At 71.7% G+C, this 19752-nt stretch carries 18 protein-coding genes; 9 read left to right on the plus strand and 9 right to left on the minus strand.

The features are described 5' to 3' along the window. Nucleotides 1-63 precede the first annotated feature (63 nt). On the plus strand, nt 64-531 hold the full coding sequence (locus AB0B14_RS10765) for a cupin domain-containing protein (protein ID WP_357522302.1): 468 nt from the start codon (nt 64-66) through the stop codon (nt 529-531). A 138-nt stretch (nt 532-669) separates the two neighbouring features. Here the strand turns inward: AB0B14_RS10765 and AB0B14_RS10770 are convergent, their stop codons facing one another. After that, a complete protein-coding gene (locus tag AB0B14_RS10770) occupies nt 670-1911 on the minus strand; it encodes a cellulose-binding domain-containing protein (RefSeq protein ID WP_357522303.1) in 1242 nt (413 codons plus the stop codon). 443 nt (nt 1912-2354) lie between these two features. Between AB0B14_RS10770 and AB0B14_RS10775 the strand changes: the two genes are divergently transcribed. Continuing rightward, nucleotides 2355-4334 carry a GTP-binding protein gene (locus tag AB0B14_RS10775; protein ID WP_357522304.1) on the plus strand — a complete coding sequence of 660 codons (1980 nt, stop codon included), beginning with the start codon at nt 2355-2357 and terminating at the stop codon, nt 4332-4334. Between the two features lie 8 nt (nt 4335-4342). On the opposite strand, the gene AB0B14_RS10780 is transcribed toward AB0B14_RS10775, so the two are convergent. Beyond that, nucleotides 4343-5380 (minus strand): DJ-1/PfpI family protein, encoded by a 1038-nt coding sequence (locus tag AB0B14_RS10780; RefSeq protein WP_357522305.1) that lies wholly within the window; start codon nt 5378-5380, stop codon nt 4343-4345. Between the two features lie 210 nt (nt 5381-5590). On the opposite strand from AB0B14_RS10780, the gene AB0B14_RS10785 reads away from it, so the two are divergent. The 4 genes from AB0B14_RS10785 (at nt 5591) to AB0B14_RS10800 (ending at nt 9698) form a co-directional block, all read left to right on the plus strand. Continuing rightward, on the plus strand, nt 5591-6229 hold the full coding sequence (locus AB0B14_RS10785) for an HD domain-containing protein (RefSeq protein WP_357522306.1): 639 nt from the start codon (nt 5591-5593) through the stop codon (nt 6227-6229). Nucleotides 6230-6284: 55 nt separating this feature from the next. Further along, nucleotides 6285-7226: an NADP-dependent oxidoreductase gene (locus AB0B14_RS10790; RefSeq protein WP_357522307.1), complete on the plus strand. Its 942-nt coding sequence runs from the start codon at nt 6285-6287 to the stop codon at nt 7224-7226. A gap of 231 nt (nt 7227-7457) precedes the next feature. Beyond that, nucleotides 7458-8339: a fructosamine kinase family protein gene (locus AB0B14_RS10795; RefSeq protein WP_357522308.1), complete on the plus strand. Its 882-nt coding sequence runs from the start codon at nt 7458-7460 to the stop codon at nt 8337-8339. Between the two features lie 33 nt (nt 8340-8372). After that, a complete protein-coding gene (locus AB0B14_RS10800) occupies nt 8373-9698 on the plus strand; it encodes an MFS transporter (RefSeq protein WP_357522309.1) in 1326 nt (441 codons plus the stop codon). On the opposite strand, the gene AB0B14_RS10805 is transcribed toward AB0B14_RS10800, so the two are convergent. Then, nucleotides 9624-10892: a hypothetical protein gene (locus tag AB0B14_RS10805; RefSeq protein WP_357522310.1), complete on the minus strand. Its 1269-nt coding sequence runs from the start codon at nt 10890-10892 to the stop codon at nt 9624-9626. The genes AB0B14_RS10800 and AB0B14_RS10805 overlap by 75 nt on opposite strands. Further along, entirely contained in the window at nt 10889-11410 is a 522-nt protein-coding gene (locus AB0B14_RS10810) for a SigE family RNA polymerase sigma factor (RefSeq protein WP_357065139.1), read from the minus strand. The genes AB0B14_RS10805 and AB0B14_RS10810 overlap by 4 nt, the downstream gene beginning before the upstream one ends. A 203-nt stretch (nt 11411-11613) precedes the next feature. Between AB0B14_RS10810 and AB0B14_RS10815 the strand changes: the two genes are divergently transcribed. After that, the gene (locus AB0B14_RS10815; RefSeq protein WP_357065137.1) at nt 11614-12138 is read left to right on the plus strand and encodes a hypothetical protein; all 525 of its coding nucleotides are present in this window, start codon (nt 11614-11616) and stop codon (nt 12136-12138) included. 31 nt (nt 12139-12169) lie between these two features. Here the strand turns inward: AB0B14_RS10815 and AB0B14_RS10820 are convergent, their stop codons facing one another. Together AB0B14_RS10820 and AB0B14_RS10825 are read right to left on the minus strand one after the other, a co-directional pair. After that, on the minus strand, nt 12170-13669 hold the full coding sequence (locus tag AB0B14_RS10820; RefSeq protein ID WP_357522311.1) for an FAD-dependent monooxygenase: 1500 nt from the start codon (nt 13667-13669) through the stop codon (nt 12170-12172). A gap of 106 nt (nt 13670-13775) precedes the next feature. After that, complete coding sequence (locus AB0B14_RS10825; protein ID WP_357522312.1) at nt 13776-14396, minus strand: TetR family transcriptional regulator; 621 nt, start codon at nt 14394-14396, stop codon at nt 13776-13778. 143 nt (nt 14397-14539) lie between these two features. On the opposite strand from AB0B14_RS10825, the gene AB0B14_RS10830 reads away from it, so the two are divergent. Next, nucleotides 14540-15958 (plus strand): transposase, encoded by a 1419-nt coding sequence (locus AB0B14_RS10830; protein ID WP_357522313.1) that lies wholly within the window; start codon nt 14540-14542, stop codon nt 15956-15958. A gap of 11 nt (nt 15959-15969) precedes the next feature. Here AB0B14_RS10830 and AB0B14_RS10835 read toward each other — a convergent pair whose 3' ends face one another. Together AB0B14_RS10835 and AB0B14_RS10840 are read right to left on the minus strand one after the other, a co-directional pair. Continuing rightward, nucleotides 15970-16227: a hypothetical protein gene (locus AB0B14_RS10835; protein WP_357065133.1), complete on the minus strand. Its 258-nt coding sequence runs from the start codon at nt 16225-16227 to the stop codon at nt 15970-15972. Between the two features lie 285 nt (nt 16228-16512). Next, nucleotides 16513-17430, minus strand: a complete 918-nt coding sequence (locus tag AB0B14_RS10840; RefSeq protein ID WP_357522314.1) for an oxidoreductase — start codon at nt 17428-17430, stop codon at nt 16513-16515. 72 nt (nt 17431-17502) lie between these two features. On the opposite strand from AB0B14_RS10840, the gene AB0B14_RS10845 reads away from it, so the two are divergent. Next, the gene (locus AB0B14_RS10845) at nt 17503-17934 is read left to right on the plus strand and encodes a MerR family transcriptional regulator (protein ID WP_357065129.1); all 432 of its coding nucleotides are present in this window, start codon (nt 17503-17505) and stop codon (nt 17932-17934) included. A gap of 1 nt (nt 17935) precedes the next feature. Here AB0B14_RS10845 and AB0B14_RS10850 read toward each other — a convergent pair whose 3' ends face one another. Continuing rightward, the gene (locus AB0B14_RS10850) at nt 17936-19636 is read right to left on the minus strand and encodes a TIR domain-containing protein (protein ID WP_357065127.1); all 1701 of its coding nucleotides are present in this window, start codon (nt 19634-19636) and stop codon (nt 17936-17938) included. Between the last annotated feature and the right edge of the window lie 116 nt (nt 19637-19752).

Genomic DNA, 19752 nt, shown 5'->3' on the forward strand with positions numbered 1-19752 from the left:
CTGGCGTCGACGGGTTCTGGACATTTAATGTCTAGGATTCAGCGATCGTCGAAGGAGTCGACAATGACACTGGTACGCGCGGCCCAGGCCGAGGTTCTCGACAGCGACCCCGCCAGCGTGATCACACTGCTTCTCGACCCGGAGCACACCGGCGGCGCCCTGACCAGCAACCGCACCCTGCTCAGGCACGGCACCGACGGCGCGCCACCACACCTGCACACGCACTCCGGCGAGCTATTCTTCGTGCTCGACGGCGCCCTGGAGATGCTCGTCGGCGACGAGTTGCACACCCTGCACCGGGGAGACACGCTCTTCGTCCCGCCGAACACCCCGCACGCCTTCGCCCCCGCCGACGGACAGGACGCCGACTTCCTGGTGGTGATCACCCCCGGGAAGCCTCGGTTCGACTACTACCGACTCCTGGACAGGGTGCACCGGGGCGAAGCCACCTGGCAGGACGTCGGCGAGACCCAGGACCGCTACGACAACCACTACGTGGACAGCCCGTTGTGGGCAGGCCGCCGCGGCTGACCACGAGCCGCGCGGGTGCTTCGTCGACCCCGGGGCCGCGACGACGAGGGGGATGCGGAGATCGGCCCCGGCGACGAGAGGGGTGCGGAGATCGTTCGTGGCGACGATCCCCGCACCCCTCCTTCCGATAGCTGGAGGTCAGCAGCCGATCCGGCTGGACCCGATCGCGACGTCGTCGTACCAGAGGGTGTCGGCCCCGCCGCCGTAGCTCTCCCAGCCCAGCTTGAGGTCGGTGAGCTGCGGCCGCCAGGTGCGGTTGTACCACTGGCCGTCGATGTCGTGCGTCGGTACGCCGTCCGCGGTCAGCCCGGCGATGGCGGTGCCGTCCAGCCAGGTACGGAGCTGACCGGCCGAGCCGTCCACCATGAACTCCAGGCAGGCCCACCGGTTGGTGGGTAGCGGCACGCTCTGGGCCACCCCGGCGGGGCTCTGCTCGGGCAGGGTCGCGTCGTCGGAGGCGCGGTTCCACTGCAGGGCGCCGTTCTGGCCGCCGATCCGCAGGTCCTTGTTGCCGTCGGCGGCGTCGGTCATCGCCATCATCGTGGTGTGCTCGGTGGGCTGGGCGGTGGTGTGGCGGACCCAGATTCGGCCGTACCGGACGCTGCCCACGCTGCCGAGATTCTTGGTGGAGCGGATGAAGACGTGGTTGCAGTAGCCGGCCGCGCCGTTGATCCGGACCGCCCGGCTGCCGCTGTGCGTGGTGGTCGTGTCGATGGTGGCCGTGCCGGCACCGGAACAGTCCGGGCTCACCACGGTCCAGTCGCCGGACGGTGTCGAGCCGGTCTGGTTCTCGAAGCCGTCGCAGAGCACCGCCCCGGCACACCCGACCGGCGGCGGCGTGGTCGGCGGGGGCGTGGTCGGTGGCGGGGTGGTCGGTGGCGGGGTGGTGGGCGGGGGTGTCGTCGGCGGCGCGCTGGTCGGCGGGGGCGTCGTCGGCGGCGCGGTGGTGGGGGTCGGCCCGGTGCCGTTGCACGGTACGCCGTTCAGGCTGAACCCGGTCGGCGCGCCGCCACTGGACCCGAACGTGCCCTGCACACCGAACTCGGTGGCGCCGCCGGCCGGGATGCTGCCGTTGTACGACACGTTGCGGGCGGTCACCGTCGAGCCGGACTGGCTGACGGTGGCGTTCCAGCCGTTCGTGACGCGTTCGTCTCCGGCGTACGTCCAGGTGACTGTCCAACTGGAGACGGCGGTGTCGCCGGGTGACACCTTGATGTTGGCGGTGAATCCGCCGGACCACTGGTTGGGCGTGTAGTCGACCCGGCAGCCCTGGGCCGCCGAGGCGGGGCTGGTGAGCAGGGCCGTTCCGGTCGCGGTCACGGCTGCCAGCGCGGCGACGACCGCCAGGGTCGAAGCGGAGCGGGCGCGGAGAATCGTCATGGGAGGTCCTTCTGCCATCGAGCTGAACGGAGGCGGCACGGCGACGCGCGTCCGGGACGGACGCGGCACGGCAGTGCGCCCTGGGTGCGGCGCGGCGGTGCGCCACAACGGCTGGTCGGTGCGTACGACCGCGGTGCCCGGCTCGGGGTGGACCTGTCAGTCGCCGACGGCCCGGTCACCCGGACCCCGGCGGCGCCCACCCTCAATCTATTGACGGAAGACGATCTAATCAAGCGTCACCCGTCCGGGTGGGTGCCGGCCGGCTGACAGTTATTTCGGTGGACCGGCCGGTCCCGGCCGTGCCAGCGTTGCCGGAAGACGGATCCGGGCCACCATCGGTCCGGCGCCACGACAGGCACGAACGACCGACGGGAGCACGGCGATGCGAGGACTCGAAATCTTCCCGCCCATCCGGACGCGAGTTTTCGAGGACCCGTCAGCCCATGCAGACCGTCAACCTTGGCATCGTCGCCCACGTCGACGCCGGTAAGACCAGCCTGACCGAACGCCTGCTGCACGCCACCGGCGCCATCGACCGGCTGGGCAGCGTCGACGCGGGCACCACCCAGACCGACACCGGCGAGATCGAACGCCGTCGGGGCATCACCATCCGCAGCGCCGTGGCCGCGTTCGGGCTGGGCGACCGCCAGGTCAACCTGCTCGACACCCCCGGGCACAGCGACTTCGTGGCCGAGGTCGAGCGCGCCCTCGGGGTGCTCGACGCGGCGATCCTGGTGCTGTCGGCCGTCGAGGGGGTGCAACCGCACAGCCGGCGGATCATGCGGATCCTCCGGTCGCTCCGGCTACCCACGCTGATCTTCGTCAACAAGATCGACCGGGCCGGCGCCCGCCCCGAGGAGCTGGTCGGGGACGTGCGCCGCCTGCTCACCCCGGCCGTCGCCCCGCTGGGCACGGTCCACGCGCCCGGCACCCCCGAGGCCGCCTTCCGCCGTGACGATCCACGGTACGACCACCGCAGCGTCCACCGTCTCGCCGAGACCCTCGCCGAGCACGACGACGAGCTGCTGACCGACCTGGTGGACGACCTGCCGCCCGACCCGGACCGGATCGACGAGGTGCTTCGGGCGCAGGTCGCGGCCGGGCAGGTCCACCCGCTGCTGTTCGGCTCGGCGCTGTCCGGAGCCGGCGTACCGGAACTGCTGGACGCCATCGCGGCCCTGCTCCCGGCGTCGCCTCCGGCGGAGTCCGAGCCGCGGGCCCGGGTCTTCGCCATCGAACGCGACCCCGCCGGGGAACGGGTGGCGTACCTGCGGTCGTACGGCGGGCAACTCCGGGCCCGCCAGCGGGTCGTCGCGTACCGCCGGGAGCCGGACGGGCGGACCACCACGACCCGCGCCCGGATCACCCGGCTCGACGTGATCGGCACGGCCACCCACCACGCCCAGACCGGGCGGGACGATCCGCCGGCCGCGCTGACCGCCGGGCACATCGCGCGGGTGGCCGGCCTGACCGGGGTACGCCTCGGCGACCAGCTCGGCAGCCCGGCCGGCCTCGACGGGCGGTCGCACTTCCCGGCGCCGACCCTGGAGGCGGTGGTCCGACCCCGCGACCCGGCCCGGACGCTGGCGCTGCACGCCGCGCTGCTGGACATCGCGGACACCGACCCGTTCATCCGGACCCGGGTGGCCCCGGACGGCGGCACGAGCGTGCTGCTCTACGGCGAGGTACAGCGCGAGGTGCTGGCCGCCACGCTGACCGAGACGTACGGGATCGAGGCCGAGTTCGGGCCGGGCCGACTCATGCACGTCGAGCGGCCCACCGGCACCGGCACGGCGGTGGAGATCATCGGGCACGGCTTCCTCGGCACGGTCGGGTTCCGGGTCGAGCCCGACTCCGGGGTGCAGTACCGGCTGGAGGTCGAACTCGGCTCGCTGCCGCTGTCGTTCCACAAGGCCATCGAGGAGGCCACCCGGGCCGCTCTCGACCAGGGTCGGCACGGTTGGCCGGTCACCGACATCCGAGTCACCCTCACGCACAGCGGCTACTGGTCGCCGATCACCACGGCCGGGCACTTCCGCGATCTGGCGCCGTACGTCCTCATGCGCGCGCTCGCCGAGGCCGGCACCCGGGTCTTCGAGCCGTGTCGCCGGTTCGAGGCGGAGGTGCCGGCCGACCGGCTCGGCGCGGTCGCGGCGTACCTGGGGCGGCTCGGAGCCCGGATCGACGGCACCGACGAGATCGCGGCCGGCTGGCGGATCGGCGGGGTGCTGCCGGCGCGGCTCGAACCGGAGGCGCAGCGGCGGCTACCGGACCTGTCCAGCGGCGAGGGGCTGTGGTCGTCGACGCCCGGCGGGGACAGCCCGGTGTCCGGTGACCCGCCGTGCCGGCCGCGCACCGACGGCAACCCGTTCGACCGGGTGGAGTATCTGCGTTTCCTGGCCCAGCCACGCAACCGGTCCTGAAGCCGGCCCTACGGGTGTGCTCCGCCCACCTCGCGGGCGCGGCGAGCCGTGCTGAACCGCCGTTGGTAGGCGGCGGGACTGAGCGACAGCTTCCTGGCGAAGACCCGGCGCATGCTCTCGTAGCTGGGGAACCCGGCCAGAGTCGCGGCCTGCGTCGCGGAGTGGCCCTGGTCGAGCATCGCCCGGGCCAGGTCGAATCGGATGTTCTCCACGTAGCGCGCCGGAGTCGTGGACAGCTCGTCGTGGAAGAGCCGGGTGAGCTGCCGGGTGCTCACGTTGAGGTGTTTCGCGAGTGCACCGAGCGAATGGTCGGCGCGCGGGTTCGCCGTCACCACGTCGGTGATTCTCCGCAGGGCCGGCGAGCGGGGCGGCGGCCCCTGCAACGGCGCGGAGAACTGGGACTGGCCGCCCGCACGCTGCATGTACACCACCAGGGCACGGGCGACGTCGCGCGTCAGGCCGGGCCCGTGGTCCTCCTCGACGAGAGCGAGCGCCAGGTCGATGCCGGCCGTCACCCCCGCCGAGGTGTACGTGGTCCCGTCGCGAACGTAGATCGCGTCGGGCTCGACCCGGCAGGTCGGACACCGGACGGCCAGCTCGTGCGCGACCTGCCAGTGCGTGGTCGCGCGCTTGCCGTCGAGAATGCCGGCGGCGGCGAGGACGAACGCCCCGGTGCAGATCGACGCGACCCGGCCGGCCGCGGCCGCCGGTAGCCGTGCGGCGTCCGCCAGGTCGGCGGGGACGTGGGCGCGCGGATAATGGTCCGATCCCGCCACCAGCAGTGTGTCGAAAGCCGGCTTCGAGGAGACCGCACCGTCGACCGCCAACCGCACCCCGAGACTCGACGTGACGTCCGCGCCGGTCGGCGACAGCAGCATGATCCGGTAGTCGGCGCCGAACCGGTTCGCCTCCTTGAACACCTCGGCCGGACCGGCGATGTCCAGCAACGTCACTCCGTCGTAGACGAGTATCGCGACGGAATGGGGGCCGACGTTCACCACCGCGGCCCGCGCGAGGCCGAACACGCGCGGCGGGAGGCGCCCCACCGGCCTCGACCGCCACTGGTTCGCCGAACAGCGGAAATGAACACCAATCATTGGTAGCACGACCGCCGGTGTCGGGTCGCACGTCCGCGATCTCACCCCGTCCGGATATGAGGGATTCCTGGCCGGACAAAGGCGGCGGCGTACGACGATCGGAAGGCAGCATGAGGGTCGTCAACAGGTACGAACACTTGTCCCGAAAGGTCAGAGACCATGCCAGAGGTCATCGCGGGGTTGGAGATTCCGGACACCACAGCGGTCGCCGAGGCGACCAGGCACATTCAGGAAACGACCAGACCTCTCATCTACCACCACTCCCGGAGGGTCTTTCTCTTCGGCCTGATCCACGCGCGCAAGCTTGGCGTGGAACCGGACCCGGAGTTGCTCTATCTGGCGGCCCTGTTCCACGATTCCGGCCTCCTGACCCCCTTTTCCGACGCCGAGCAGCGCTTCGAGATCGATGGCGCCGACCACGCCCGCAGATTCCTCCTGGACCGGGGTTTCCCGACGGCCGCCGCCGAGACCGTCTGGACGGCGATCGCGCTGCACACCTCGCCGGGCATCCCCGACCGGATGGGCCCGGAGATCGCGACCACCTACCTCGGCGTCCTGACCGACGTGCTCGGCCTCGGCCTGGACGGCCTGGAACGCGATCAGCTCGACGAAATTCTCGCCGCCCACCCACGGGGTGACTTCAAGGAGGGGTTTCTGCGCGCCCACGTCGACGGGCTGAAGAACCGCCCGGAAACCACGAACGGCACAGTGAACTCCGACATCCTCGAACACTTCGTCCCGGGCTTCCAGCGCGTGACGACTGTCGAGCGCATCATCGGGTCGCCCTGGCCGAGCTGAGCGGCCGGTCCCCCAGCACGACGTGTCGACGAACTTTCCCGGAGAGGCTTCGAGCATGCGAGCGATCACCGTACGCGACCGTACCGCGGGTGTCGGCGGGCTCACCCTGACCGACATGCCGTACCCGCACGCCGCGGAGAACGACGTCATCGTCCGCGTACACGCCGCGGGTTTCACTCCCGGAGAGCTCGACTGGCCGGCAACGTGGTCCGATCGCGCCGGCCGTGACCGGACCCCCACCATCCCCGGGCACGAACTGTCCGGGGTCGTGGTCGAACTCGGGTACGGCACCACCGGCCTCACCGTCGGCCAGCGGGTGTTCGGCCTGACCGACTGGGCCCGCAACGGATCCCTTGCCGAATACACCGCGGTGGAGGCGCGTAACCTCGCCCCGCTCCCGGCCGGCATCGACCACACCGTGGCCGCGGCGCTGCCCATCTCCGGGCTGACCGCATGGCAGGGACTCTTCGACCACGCCCACCTCACGACCGGCCAGACCGTCCTCATCCACGGTGCCGCGGGCGGCGTCGGCTCGATCGCCGTCCAACTCGCGCGAGAGGTCGGCGCCCACGTGATCGCGACCGGTCGGGCCGGCGACCGTGCTGTCGCGCGCACTCTCGGTGCGCAGACCTTCGTGGACCTGGCCGCCGACGATCTGCGACACGTCGGCGAGGTGGACGTGGTGTTCGACGTCATCGGCGGCGACATCCTCGAACGATCGACCGCACTGGTACGCCCGGGTGGCACCCTGGTCACCATCGCCGAGCCGCCCACCGTCCAGCCAAGAGACGGGCGAGCCATCTTCTTCGTCGTCGAACCCGATCGCGCCCGACTGGCCGACCTCGCCGAGCGGCTCCGCGACGGGCGACTCAACCCCCTCGTCGGCGCGGTACGGCCACTTTCCGAAACGGCCGCCGCGTTCGCCCCCGACCGTCGTACCCCCGGCAAGACGATCATCCAACTCGTGGACGAACAGGAGACGCGTTCGCCAGAGTGAGGGCGGGGTCCCCAGGCCCTCAGGGCCTGTTTCATCAGGACTGGCCGGCCTGCGGCGGGCCCGAACGACGACCGGCGGCGTTGCGGCTTCGTCCGGATACGACACCGGTATCCGGACGAAACCGCGCCTTGCCGGATCGCCGCCCGGACTCCGCCTCGGCTCGACCGCCCTGATGAAAACAGGCCCTAGGATTGGGCGACCGAGCACGCCGACGGTGGGGGGTGCGTTCTGATGCGCTCGACGACGATCCTGCTGGAGCGCCTCCTCGAAGCCGGAATGCGCGAGGTCGTCACGGTGCAGCCGGTGGCCGGCGGGGTCGCGGCGCTCGCGGGCATGGTCACCCGCCGGGACGCGCCGCCGGTGTTCGTCAAGGCGTTCGCCGACGAGCCGGACGACGGGGTCTTCCTCGCGGAGGCCGAAGGGCTGGCCGCCCTGCGCGAGCTCGGCGGCGTGGCGACACCCGAGGTGCTCCTGGCCGACCGTCGACTGCTCGTGTTGTCGGTGTTGCACGAGCGGCCGCACAGCGAGAGCTTCTGGGAGCGACTCGCACACCTCCTCGCCGACATGCACCTGGGCACGACCCATCCTCGCTTCGGATGGCACCGCGACAACTGGCTGGGCCGTCGCCGCCAGGTCAACACCTGGCAGGACGACGGCCACGCGTTCTTCGCCGAGCACCGGCTGCTCCGGTGGCTCGGGGAGCCCCGCGTGCAGGCGGCACTCGACGCCGGAGACCGGGCGGCACTGGAACGACTGTGTCACCGGCTGCCCGACCTGCTGCCGGTCCGGCCCGCGTGCCTGACACACGGCGACCTGTGGGTCCAGAACGTGCTGGCCACCCCGGACGGGCAACCCGCGCTGATCGACCCGGCGGTGTCGTACATGTGGGCCGAGGTCGACCTCGCCCACCTGTGGTCGACCTCGCCCCCGCCCGAGGCGCGCCGGTTCTTCGATGTCTACGCGGACCGGACCTCGCTCGACGGCGACTGGCGGGCCCGCATGCCGATCGTCCAGTTGCGACAACACCTCGCCGTGCTGGCCCAGTTCGACGACGACTGGGGTGCGGCTGACCAGATCCGTGCCGTGCTCGCCCCGTTCCGGCCGCGTTCCTGACCTCTGGTGGCCAGGGATGGGGGTGGGCGACGGGTGCCGGAGGTGTCGCCGCGCAGGGCCAGGGCCGTGCTCGTCGCGCTCTCCCTCGCCGCGTTCGCGTTCATCACGACCGAGTTGCTGCCCGTCGGTCTGCTGACCCACATCGCACCCGATCTCGACAGGTCCCGTTCCCAGGTGGGTCTGCTGGTCAGCGGATACGCCGTCGTGGTCGTGCTGGCCTCCGTGCCGCTGGCCCGGCTGACCCGGCGGATCCCCCGACGTCACCTGCTCGGCGGCACGATGCTCCTGTTCGCCGCCGCGAACGGCACCGCCGCGCTCGCGCCGACGTACACCGTGCTGGCCGGCTCCCGACTCGCCACCGCCCTCGCGCAGGCCCTGTTCTGGTCCGTCGCCACGGCGGCCGTGACCGGTCCCTTTCCGGTGGCGGTACGCGGCCGGGTGGTGGCGCTGTTCGCCACCGGGGCGACGCTGGCCCCGGTGCTCGGCGTACCCCTCGGCACCTGGCTCGGGCAGCACGCCGGTTGGCGGGCGGCGTTCGCGGCGCTGGCCGGGGTCGGTCTGGCCGTCGCCGCCGCGGTGCTCGTCTTCCTGCCCTCCTATCCCCCGGCCGCTGGTGGCGCCGCCCGGGGCACCGCACCGGACGGGCGACGCTTCATCCTGTTGCTTGTCGCGACCGCCCTCGGCATCGGCGGTTTCCTGACCCTGCAGACCTACGTGGCACCGTTCCTGCTGGATGTCAGCGGCTTCGCCGACGCGTTGCTCGCGCCGTTGCTGTTCGCCGCCGGTGCCGCCGGGGTGGTCGGCACCCTGGCTGCGGCGCGGACCCTGGACACCCGGCCGATCGCCTCCCTGCTGACGCCGCTGGGCATCGGCACGGCCGCGCTGTTCGGCCTGTACGCGTTCGGCGCGCTCCGGCCCGGCGCGGTCGCGCTCCTGGCCGGGATCGGCCTCGCCTACGCGGCGTTCGGCTCCGCCGTGCAGAACCGGATGCTGCACCTGGCCCCGGGCAGCACCGACATCGCGTCGGCCGGCGTCAGCACCGCCTTCAACGCCGGCATCGCGGGCGGTTCACTGCTCGGCGGTGCCCTCCTGCCCACCTCGGGGGCACGCACGTTGGCCCTCGCCGGTGGGCTGCTGACGCTGGCCGCGCTCCTGCTGCTCGCCGTGGACGCGCGGCGAGGCTCAGCAACACACCGCACGCGTTCCCGCGAAGCAGGTGAGGCATCTCGACTGCCGGCCACCGCGCCGGCCGCCGGCGGGGCTGCCGGCGGCCGGTCTGCGGGATCAGGGCCCGACGGGGACGCTCGTCGCGGTCCCGTCGGCGTCGGTGACCCGGACGTCGGTGGCGGTGGCGGGTAGGAGTGCCGCGTTGCGGCCGGCGTCCTGCCACTGCCCGTCGCCGATCCGGTAGCTCAGCGCCGACCCCTCAGCGGCGACGAAGATGCCCTGGTCGTCGGGCAGTCGTAGCCGTACCGGCAGGGGTGCCAGCCAGTCCGTGGTCGTGCTGGCCACCGCTTCGAAGGGAAGGTTCCTGCCGGCGAGCAAGGCGATGACGCAGGAGGGGTGGTCGTCGTACTGGATGCTCTCCACGAGGAGCCGGCGACCGTCCGGGGTTGCCCCGTAGACCGACAGCCGGGGGGACCCGTTGTGCGTGTGCGAGCCCACCGGGTCGATGTAGTCCGCGATGGCCTCGGCGGGCGCGCTCACGTCTTCGGCAGCCGGGTCGCTGCCCCACACCTGCTCGGCGCCGGGCAACGTGTGGCGGAAGAGCGGTGCCGCCGGCCGGTCCTTCCCGTCGGGAAAGAGGACGAGCGACGTGTTGCTGATGTGGAGTGCGTTCCTCCGGTCGACTGGCGTCCTGGCGAGCGCGACGGTGAGCTTCGTGCGCTGTGGGGGCACCGACAGCACCGCCGCGCCGTCGCGGAACGCCACCGGCGTGAACGTCCGCTCGACCTTGCCATCGGGCCGGAAGCGCAACTCCGGGGAGAACTCCACAGCTTGTCCGAAGTCGAGGACGAGGAGCACGTCGCGCTGGGACCCGAGCAGTGTGGCCTGCTCGAGGCCGTCCGTCCCCGAGTCGCCGACCTGCGTCAGGGTACCGACGCGCGGCCCGTCGGCGGTGGGTTCGACGAACCCCACGGTCGTGGGGCGCAGGGTGCCGTCGGCGACGTAGGCGGCCGGCCCCGCAGGTGTCCTGCCGGCCCAGACGACGTGCGGCGGGCCGCTCGTCGGCTCTCCGATCTGCTTCAGATGACGATCCCATGTCGTGCGGACCTGCCGCAGGTAGCCTTCGTCGGCGGCCAGGTCACCGCGCGTGGGCTCGTCGAAGAGCGGTGCGGCGACCTGGGCGTCTCCCGCGTCGCCGGCCAGCCGAAGTCCGCCAGCCACCGGGAGGGCCACCACGGCCACGCACACGGCCGCCAACACCGCCCGGCGGCGCACCACTCGGCGCCGCCCGCCCCGGCGCACCGCGCCGAGCAGACCCGCCGGGGCGACCAGGTCATCCGTCGCGCGCTGCAGGATCTCGCGCACCTCACTGTCGTTCATCGTCATCGCGCACTCCCGGTTTCCGTGATGGGCATGGCGAGACTCGAATCCGCCAGCACCTCCCGCAGCCGCGCCAACCCACGCGAGGCGTGACTCTTCACCGCACCCTCGGAGCAGGCCATCGCCGCCGCGACGTCGGCGACCGGCAGATCCTCCAGGTAACGGAGCACGACCACGGCCCGCTGCCGGGCCGGCAACGCCCGCAGCGCCCCGACGACCAGCTCGCGAACCGCGACGGCGTCGGCATGGTCCCGGGCGACCCCGTCGTGGTCACCCAACGCCCGCTCCGGACGCCGGGCACGCCAACGCCACCGGTTGATCGACCGGTTGACCAGCGCACGTCGCGCGTACGCCTCGGGGCTGCTCTGCACCCGACGCCAGCGCACGTACACCTGCTCCAGCACCTCCTGAAGCAGGTCCTCCGCCGCGTGCCGGTCCCCGGTCAGCAGGAAGGCAACCCGCAACAACACCACCGACCGAGTACGCACGAAGTCGTCGAACTCCGCCCCACGCGAATCACTCATCCGCCCTCCCGAGCCTCGTCAACCTGCAAGACACCGGATCGGCTCGCACGGTTTACCGGTCGGCGCGACTTTGCTCGGCGAACCCCTGCCGTCGGCGGACGCCCCAAGCCCTACGGGCAGCGCAAGGCCGCCGGTGGCAGCCGCGCGGACCTGCGGCCGGCCACGGGTTTCGCCGGCCGTCGCTTTCGGGTAGCGGATGGTTCATGAACCGTAATCTCGTCAAGGCCTTGCAGGTTGCCTGGGGGCTGCCGGAGTTCCGCAGCGCGTTGCGCCACCTCATCGACCTCGACGAGGTGGCGGTGCTGCTGGCCACGCTGTCCGCCGCCGATCACGACCGCGAGGTGGAGCGCAGCCTGTTGAGCCTGCTGCGGTCCGCCCTGGACACGATCGAGATCCGGGAGGCCGTGTTGCTGCTGCTGGAGCAGGACGAGGTACGCCGGCCACTCGTCGCGGCGGCGCTGGAGCCGCTGGCGGACAAGCCGGGTCAGGTCGCCGCCTTCGCCTCCGCGGCCGAGGACCCCGCGGTCCGGCGTGAGCTGCGGGCGGTGCTGGACAACGCCAGGGTGCGCGAGCTGATCTGGCAGGCTGTCGACAACCAGGCGAGCGACAACCGTTTCGGCCTGATCCGTCAGGTGGCGGTGCTGTTCGTCAGGCACCCGAGCGTCCGACGCCTCGCCTGGGCCGTGCGCCGGCACGGCGTGCTGCGCGAACTACGCCGGAAACCCTGATCCGCGTCCACCCGCGATCGTGGTTGCCTCCTCATCGTGGGACGCCGAAGTGGTGGGTGAGCGAGGCGCGCAGCGTACCGGCATCCCCAGCGGACCAGGCGACGAAGCAGTCGGGGCGTACGAGCATCGCGGTCGCGGTCGTGCCCTCCAGTGGGCCGGTGACCACGTCGACCCGGTCTCGCCACGGCGCGGCGACCTCGGCGTACACGCCCGTGGAGTCCAGCAGCAGCGGCCGGGCGGCGCGGGTCAGCTCGGCGAGGCGGATCGGGCCGTGGTCGCGGTGCACGATCACGTCGGGGGCGAAGCGGCCGGCCAACGGGTCGGCGGGGTCGGCCCGATAGCGGATGTCCGCGCCGGACATCAGCGCCGCGATGTGCCCGGTCACCTCCGGCTTGCGCAGCAGCTCGGCAAAGAGCTCCCGCAGGCCGGTGATCTCGTCGCCGGGGCCGATGAGCGCCGACTGTGCCTGGGTGGACATGACGACCCGTTCGGCGACGGGGCGACGCTCGGTCTCGTACGTGTCGAGCAGGCCCTGCGGTGCCCAGCCGCGTACCGTGGCGGCGAGCTTCCACCCCAGGTTGACCGCGTCCTGGAGGCCAAGGTTGAGCCCGGGGCCGCCGATCGCGGGGTGCACGTGCGCGGCGTCGCCGACCAGCAGCACCCGGCCGGCGCGGTAGCGGGCGGCGATGCGGGTGTTGCGGCCGGTCAGCCGCCGCAGCAGGCCGGGGCCGTCCGGCGCGTCGAGGGGGGCGTCGGCGCCGAGCACCCGGGCGACGCTGGCGCGTAGCTCCGCCAGGTCCATCGGGGTCTCGTCGTTTGTGGGCGTGTCGGGCCACTCCGTCGTGCTGAGGATCGCCGGGCGGCCGGGGAACGGGGCCCAGGCGATCAGGCCGCGGGCGGTGCGGGTGTGCTGGAACGGCGGGACGACCCCGTAGCCGGGAACCCGCAGACCGCCGGTCTCGGGATCGAGAGCTGACGCGGGGACGGTCACGGTGGCGGTGCGGGATATCGACCGGTCGACGGTGGCGCCGGGGAACTCGATGCCGGCGAGGCGGCGCACCGCGCTGCGACCACCGTCGGCGCCGACGAGGAAGCGGGAGGTGAGCTGCGTACCGTCGGCGAGGTGAACCTCGACCGCGTCGGGGCGTTGGCGGAGGTCGACGACCTCGTGGCCGCGGCGCAGGTCGACGCCGAGCTCGGCGGCCCGGGCGGCGAGGGCGGCCTCGAGCTGGGCCTGCGGCACGCCGAGCACGTAGTGCGGGTTCTCCGTGAGCATCGTGAGATCCAGCGGGAACGCGCCGAAGACGAAGGCTGGTTGGGGGGTCGGCGGGGTGCTCGTGCCGCTGAGCCGCGCGTACAGGCCGCGGCGGTCGAGCAGGCGGACGACCTGGCCGACGAGGCCGTTGGCGCGGGGCTCGCCGGTGGGCGCGGCGTGGCGTTCGAGGACGACGGGGTGGACGCCGGCGAGGGCCAACTCACAGGCGAGCATGAGGCCGTTGGGGCCGGCGCCAACGATCAGGACATCGATCATTATCGTGATCCGTTCTGGGCGTGCGTCATCGCCACGGCGGGCGCGGCGCGCGGCCGGCCCGCCGCGTGTGCCGCGGCTGGAGAGGTAAGTGAGGTTGTGTCGGGGCTCAGCGGGGCGGTGCCGGGAGGCCGGCGGCGACCTGGGTGAAAGCGTCGGTGATGAGGCGCTCGATCGGGGCGGGCGGATCGGCGCTGTCGAGATAGTGCTGCATGGCGACGGCGACGGCCGCGCTGGCGGCGGCGGCGACGAGCCGCGGATACATGTCGGTGGCGAGGTCGGTGCCGGTGCGCTCGGCGACCGCGGCGGCCAACTCGGCCTCGGCGATCGCGACGGCGCGCAGCCGCTCGCCCTGCAACGCGGGCTCGGCGAGCATGGTGCGGACGCCGGCTGCCCACTGGTCGTGTGGCGGGGACGGCATCGCCTCGACCTCGGGGCCGCGCGTGAACTGCTCCAGCGCGGCCTGGGTCAGCGCCGCCCAGAGCGGCTCGTCGGCGGGGCGTTCGCGCAGCGCGGCGGCGGTGCGCCGGCTGCGGTCGAGATGGCGCGAGGCGATGGCCTCGGCCTTACTGGAGAAGTAGTTGTTGAAGGTGCGCGGGGACACCCCGGCCGCCTCGGCGATGTCCTCGACGCGGACGTTGTCGAAGCCGCGCTCCACGGTGAGGTGGATCGCCGCCCAGCCGAGCGCCGCCCGCGTCGCGGCCTTCTTGCGCTCCCGTAGCCCCGTCATGCCACCACGGTAGCACTATTTGCGTGGCGCGCAAATATGCGCGCCACGCAAATATCTGGCCGATCCTTCCTGGGCCGTCCAGCTAGTGCTGTGTCCACTAACGTTGGCCGGGTTGTGTCAGACCCTCGTGGTTGGCTTCGGATATGCCCAGACGTAGGGATTCGGTGGCGCCGCGGGTGGTGCATCGCACCGCCCGGGTCGGCCTGCGTCTGACCCGGGCGCAGCGGCAACGCTGCTTCGGCCTGCTCCGCGCGGCCGGGGATCTTTGGGCGTGTGTATTGGAATACAACAGCTGGCGGCATCGTCGTCAAGATCGGCCGGTCGCGAGCTATCAGGAGTTGTGTCGACTGCTCGCTGCGTCTGGTCCGGGCACGTTCGGTGAGCTCGACTCGACCGGCGCCCGGTCGGTGTTGCGTCGCTATTCTGATGCGTGGTTCAGCGCTGCCGCCCGCCGTAGGGCGGGGCATGGTGAGGTGCGGTATCCGCGGCGGCGACGGTCGTTGATGCCGGTCCGTTGGTATCACGGCACGTTCGGTCTGAGTGAGCGGCGGCTGCGGTTGCCGACCTCGGCCGGGAGCCCGCCGCTGGTGGTGCGCCTGGACCGGGCGGTTCCCTACCCTGATGATGCGGTGCGGTCAGTGACGCTGGTGTTCGATCAGGGGCGGTTGTGGGTCGAGGTCACCGCGGAGCTTCCGGTCGCGACCTACTCTGCGGGTCAGGAGCCGGAGCGGGGGCGGGTCGCAGGGGTCGACCTGGGCATCATTCACCCGTACGCGGTGGCAGCCGGTGATGGGCAGATGTTGCTGGTGTCCGGGCGGGCGATCCGCGCCGAGCACCGTCAGCACCTGGCCGACACGAAAGGCCGCCGCCGGGCGACCGCGGCCCGTGCGCCGAAGAGGGGCCAGCGGGGTTCGCGGCGGTGGCGCAAGACCCGCCGGCGGGCTCGGCTGATGCAGGGGCGGCATCGGCGTCGGGTGCGGCAGGCCGGGCACGAGGCCGCGAAGACCGTGATCGGCTGGGCAGTGCAGCACCGGGTCGGGACGCTGACCGTCGGTGACCCGCGTGGTGTCCTCGATCTGCCGGCGGGTCGGCGGCACAACCTGCGGTTGCGGCAGTGGCAACTCGGCCGGGCGATCGCGGTCCTGAAGGACAAGGCGGAGCTGGCCGGGATCACCGTGCATCTGGTCGATGAGCGGGGTACGTCGTCGACCAGATGCACGGTGTGCCGGCGCAGAGTGGTCAAGCCCCGCGGGCGGACCATGGTGTGCAGCAGTTGCGGGTTCGTCGGGCATCGTGATGTTGCCGCGGCGTTCACCATCGCCACCCGGACCCCGGGCGGCGTCACCACCACCGCACCCGACACGGGTGCGGTCATCACGCACCGTCGAGCAGGCCGACACCTTCCCGGTGCCGGGCTGTCCCGGCGTGACCCACGCCGCCCACCAGCGGTGTCAGGGTCGGTTGGCCGGCTGAGGCCCGCCCCACCACCGGTGGGGAGTCGCTCGCTCCGACAACGGCTGGGCGAGGAACCACAACACCACCGACAACCCGGTGAACGTTAGTGGTCACAGCACTAGTAGGTGAAGCTCCAGAGGAAGTAGAAGCCGGGGGCGTTGGGGCCGTACTGGCGGTACTCGCAGTAGTACCAGCTCCACAGGCCGGTCCGGACGCCCTCGCTGCCGTAGCTGTTGCAGAACTGGCCGTCGGAGTAGACATTGCGCAGCGTGCCGCCCTGCGGGTCCGCCGCAGCCGGAGTGGCGCCGATCCCCACCAGCCCACCCAGTGCGAGCGTCGCGCCCACCACCAGGGTCGCCCATCTGCGTCCGCGCATGAAGTCTCCTCCCACCACCGCCCGCGGTGCACCGACGCTCCCCATTGAGCCGGGACCCGGACATCGAAGTTCGTGAACGCAAGGCTTGCATGGGCACGCATGGATGGACTCCCGACAACGGGCGGCGCTGTCGCGATGATCCGCCAGCGCGGTCTCCGTCGAACGGGCATCCGCCCTGACCGCGCGGGGTCACCTCCCGGCGGTCCGCGCGCGGCCGGCAGCACCGCGGGGCACCCGTGACCACGAACGGACGAGGCTCAGCCGACGAGATCGAGGCCGGTCAGCTCAGCCGACGAGATCGAGGCCGGTCAGCTCGGCCGACAGCGCCCACAGGCGGGCTGCCGCGCCGCTGTCGGTGGGGCTGCCGTCGGTGCGGTGGCAGTCCACGCAGTAGTCGCCGCCGCACGCCTCAAGCTGAGGTGACGTGGCAGCCCAGACCTGGGTCGCCGCGCCCTGCTCGACGGTCTTGAACAGGCCCGGCGCGGGAGTCCCGTCCGTGTCGATCCAGCCGGCGGCGACCATCTCCTCGACGGCGAGGTGTCGTTGCAGAGGCGTGCGGACATAGCCGGGATTGACCGAGAACGCGCGGACGCGGCACGGCTCGCCGAGCAGGTCGAGATGGCGGGCGAACAGGATGTTCGCGAGCTTGGACTGGGCGTAGGCCTCCCACTTGTCGTAGCCGCGCTCGAACTGCACGTCGTCCCACCGGATCCGCCACGACGGGTCACGCCCGGAGGCGACCGAGACGACCCGAGCAGCGCCGGAGGCGGTGAGCGCCGGCCACAGCAGGTTCGTCAACGCGTAGTGGCCGAGGTGGTTGATCGCGAACTGCGCCTCCCAGCCGGGCCCTACCCGTGTCTGCGGGCAGGCCATGACCCCGGCACCCGCGATCAGGATGTCGAGGGCGGGATGGCTGCGGAGGAACCGTTCGGCGAACGCACGGACGGAGGCGAGGTCGGCGAGGTCGAGGTGACCGATCTCGACGTCGGCCGCGCCAGCGAGCGCCTGCTGCGCCGCGTCCGGCCTGCGCGCTGGAACGACGACCCGAGCCCCGGCTTGCGCGAGCGCACGGGTCGTGGCGAGACCGAGGCCGGAGTAGCCGCCCGTGACGACGGCGGTCCTACCGCTGAGGTCCATTCCGGCGAGGACGTCCGCGGTCGTGCTGTGGGCGCCGAACATGGTGTGGGTCGTGTCGCTGGTCATGCCACGGACGCTAGGTGCTAGACCGAGGTCTAGGTCAACGAGCTGCGCGGTCCACGGGCTACCGTCGACGCCATGACGGACGGGGGTCTGAGCATCGGACAGGTGGCGCGGCTTACCGGGTTGAGCGTGCACACGCTCCGGCTCTACGAGCGTGCCGGCCTGTTCGCCAGCGACGTGCGGCGGGACACCTCCGGCAGGCGCGTCTACAGCGCCTGGGACGTGGAGTGGGTGGCAAACTGCGTGAAGTTCCGGGCCTCCGGGATGCCACTCGCGACGATCAGCCGCCTGGCCCAGCTCGTCCGCGAGGGCACCGGCAACGAGGCGCAACGGCTCGAACTGCTCCGCGAACACCAACGCCACATCACCGAGCAGCTCGCACGTCTGACCGACTGCCTCGATCTCGTCAACGGCAAGGTGTCCAGCTACGAACAGCACCTCGCCGACGGCGCTCGCGGCGATCCCTGGCAACAACAATCCCGGCCCGCAGCGCAGGCCAAGCGGTGAATCAGTAGTGGCGCAGGCCCTCCCACAGGGACATCTCGCAGACGGCATCGGTGCGCTCGTGGTCGACGTCCCACACCCGTACTTCGGTCGATTGGACTGTCACCACATGTCGGTCGTCGGGCCAACCCACCACATCCGCGTGTTCGACGTGGTCGGTGAGGTCGGCTCGCCGCTGTCCGTCCCTCGCCCACACCAGCACTTGGGACTTGTGTGCTGAGGCCAGCGCCATGCCGCCCGGCGCCCACCGCAGATCCGCGTCGTAGATGTACAACACGCCGAGGACCTGCTCAAGCTCCCGGGTGTCCGCGTTCCAGATCCGGACCGTGTAGTCGTTCAACTCGAACCAGGCAAGGCTGTCGCCGTTCGGCGCCCAATGCGGATCACTCACATCGCCGGTGGTGCCGGACACCTCCGTCATGGTGCGGTCGCCGATCTCGTACACCTGCAGGTTAGGCGACTTGTCAGCGTAAGCGGACTGGTAGGTCGCGGTCACCAGCCGGGTCCCGGCGGTGTTCCATTCCATTGCGGAGAAGTTCTTGGTGTGCTGGTACCGGTAGGCCTCGTGCAGCCGCGGACCGTCGAGGTCCCAGACCAAGAGCGTGGATCCGCCGCTCACGGCCAGGCGGCGGGCTCGCGGTGACCAGGCAACCGTCTTGATGCGAGAGTCGCCGAGCGCGCGGACCACCCGGTGGAGCAGTGCACCGGTGTCCGCCTGCCACACCCGGACCGTCCCGACGCCGTCTCCGGTGGCGACCAGATCGCTGTCGGCCGACCAGGAAATCTCGTCGAGACGGCCCTGGTGGCCAGGTATCGGCGGACCGGGCTCCAGCCGATCCGCATCCCAGATCCGCAGCTCACCACTGCTGTGACCGGTCGCGAGCCGCTGTCCGTCCGGAGACCACACGACGGTCCAGACCGGGGCATCACGACGGGCGGGGAAGTCACGCGCCGCGATGAGCCCGCCGGTGGTGACGTCCCACAGCCGCACGCTGCTCGTCACATTCTCGCCCTGACCGTGGGTCGTCGCCAGCCGCGTGCCGTCCGGGGACAATGCCGCGTCGTTGACCATTCGTGACCAGCGGGTGAGGCCATCGGTCAGGCTCCAGCCGAGCGGAGCCAGCAGTAGCACGAGGACGCTGCCAATCACCAACCGCCGCTGCCATCGCCGAGCGGGTGGCAGCAGGGCCAGCGAGTCTCGCGGATGATGTTTGAGCTCTTCCTCGAACTGGTCGATCAGAAGCTCGATGTCGTCGGGCAGGTCGACTCCCGGCCGTAAGCGTGCGCCCTGCCGGTAGGGCAGGGCGGCCAGGCTCTCCGGTAGATCATCTGGCCGGGGCCGCTCCGCGCCGTCGATGAGCACCGGTACGACGGTGCGCTGAGGCTCCAGCGCCGTCTCGATCTCCAGACAAACGTAATCATTGGGCTGGTCCAACCGCCGCCGACCGGCGTTGTCGCAAGCCCCCAGCCACGACGGCCCGATCATGACGAGGACCACGTTGCAGCGCCGCACCACGCGGGGCAGTTCGGTCCGGTAGTCGCGGCCGGGTACGAGTGAGTGCGCGTCGAGGAAGACCTGGTGCGGGCCGTATCGCTCGACCAGCGCGTCGTAGACCGCCCGAGTCACCTGTCCGGAGTCACTGCGCCGGTAGCTCAGGAACACCCGCGGGCGCTGACGAAATTGGGTCAGGTCACCGAGCCACATCGACGCGGCGTTCGCGAGGAGACCGGCACCGAGGCCCAGGACAGCACCGACCGTCCCCTCGCCGCTGCCGACGAGCCCGAACAACAGGCCGAGCCCGGTCAGGCTCAGCACGTTCC

Source organism: Micromonospora sp. NPDC049171, assembly GCF_040648275.1.
Taxonomy (GTDB): domain Bacteria; phylum Actinomycetota; class Actinomycetes; order Mycobacteriales; family Micromonosporaceae; genus Micromonospora.

Coding starts and splice junctions, on each gene's coding strand:
- AB0B14_RS10850 (WP_357065127.1), bottom strand. CDS start 19,636: ATGTGGCTCGGTGACCTGACCCAATTTCGTCAGCGCCCGCGGGTGTTC.
- AB0B14_RS10810 (WP_357065139.1), bottom strand. CDS start 11,410: ATGAGTGATTCGCGTGGGGCGGAGTTCGACGACTTCGTGCGTACTCGG.
- AB0B14_RS10835 (WP_357065133.1), bottom strand. CDS start 16,227: ATGCGCGGACGCAGATGGGCGACCCTGGTGGTGGGCGCGACGCTCGCA.
- AB0B14_RS10825 (WP_357522312.1), bottom strand. CDS start 14,396: ATGACGGGGCTACGGGAGCGCAAGAAGGCCGCGACGCGGGCGGCGCTC.
- AB0B14_RS10795 (WP_357522308.1), top strand. CDS start 7,458: ATGCGCTCGACGACGATCCTGCTGGAGCGCCTCCTCGAAGCCGGAATG.
- AB0B14_RS10845 (WP_357065129.1), top strand. CDS start 17,503: ATGACGGACGGGGGTCTGAGCATCGGACAGGTGGCGCGGCTTACCGGG.
- AB0B14_RS10815 (WP_357065137.1), top strand. CDS start 11,614: ATGAACCGTAATCTCGTCAAGGCCTTGCAGGTTGCCTGGGGGCTGCCG.
- AB0B14_RS10790 (WP_357522307.1), top strand. CDS start 6,285: ATGCGAGCGATCACCGTACGCGACCGTACCGCGGGTGTCGGCGGGCTC.
- AB0B14_RS10785 (WP_357522306.1), top strand. CDS start 5,591: ATGCCAGAGGTCATCGCGGGGTTGGAGATTCCGGACACCACAGCGGTC.
- AB0B14_RS10765 (WP_357522302.1), top strand. CDS start 64: ATGACACTGGTACGCGCGGCCCAGGCCGAGGTTCTCGACAGCGACCCC.
- AB0B14_RS10840 (WP_357522314.1), bottom strand. CDS start 17,430: ATGACCAGCGACACGACCCACACCATGTTCGGCGCCCACAGCACGACC.
- AB0B14_RS10830 (WP_357522313.1), top strand. CDS start 14,540: ATGCCCAGACGTAGGGATTCGGTGGCGCCGCGGGTGGTGCATCGCACC.
- AB0B14_RS10770 (WP_357522303.1), bottom strand. CDS start 1,911: ATGACGATTCTCCGCGCCCGCTCCGCTTCGACCCTGGCGGTCGTCGCC.
- AB0B14_RS10805 (WP_357522310.1), bottom strand. CDS start 10,892: ATGACGATGAACGACAGTGAGGTGCGCGAGATCCTGCAGCGCGCGACG.
- AB0B14_RS10820 (WP_357522311.1), bottom strand. CDS start 13,669: ATGATCGATGTCCTGATCGTTGGCGCCGGCCCCAACGGCCTCATGCTC.
- AB0B14_RS10775 (WP_357522304.1), top strand. CDS start 2,355: ATGCAGACCGTCAACCTTGGCATCGTCGCCCACGTCGACGCCGGTAAG.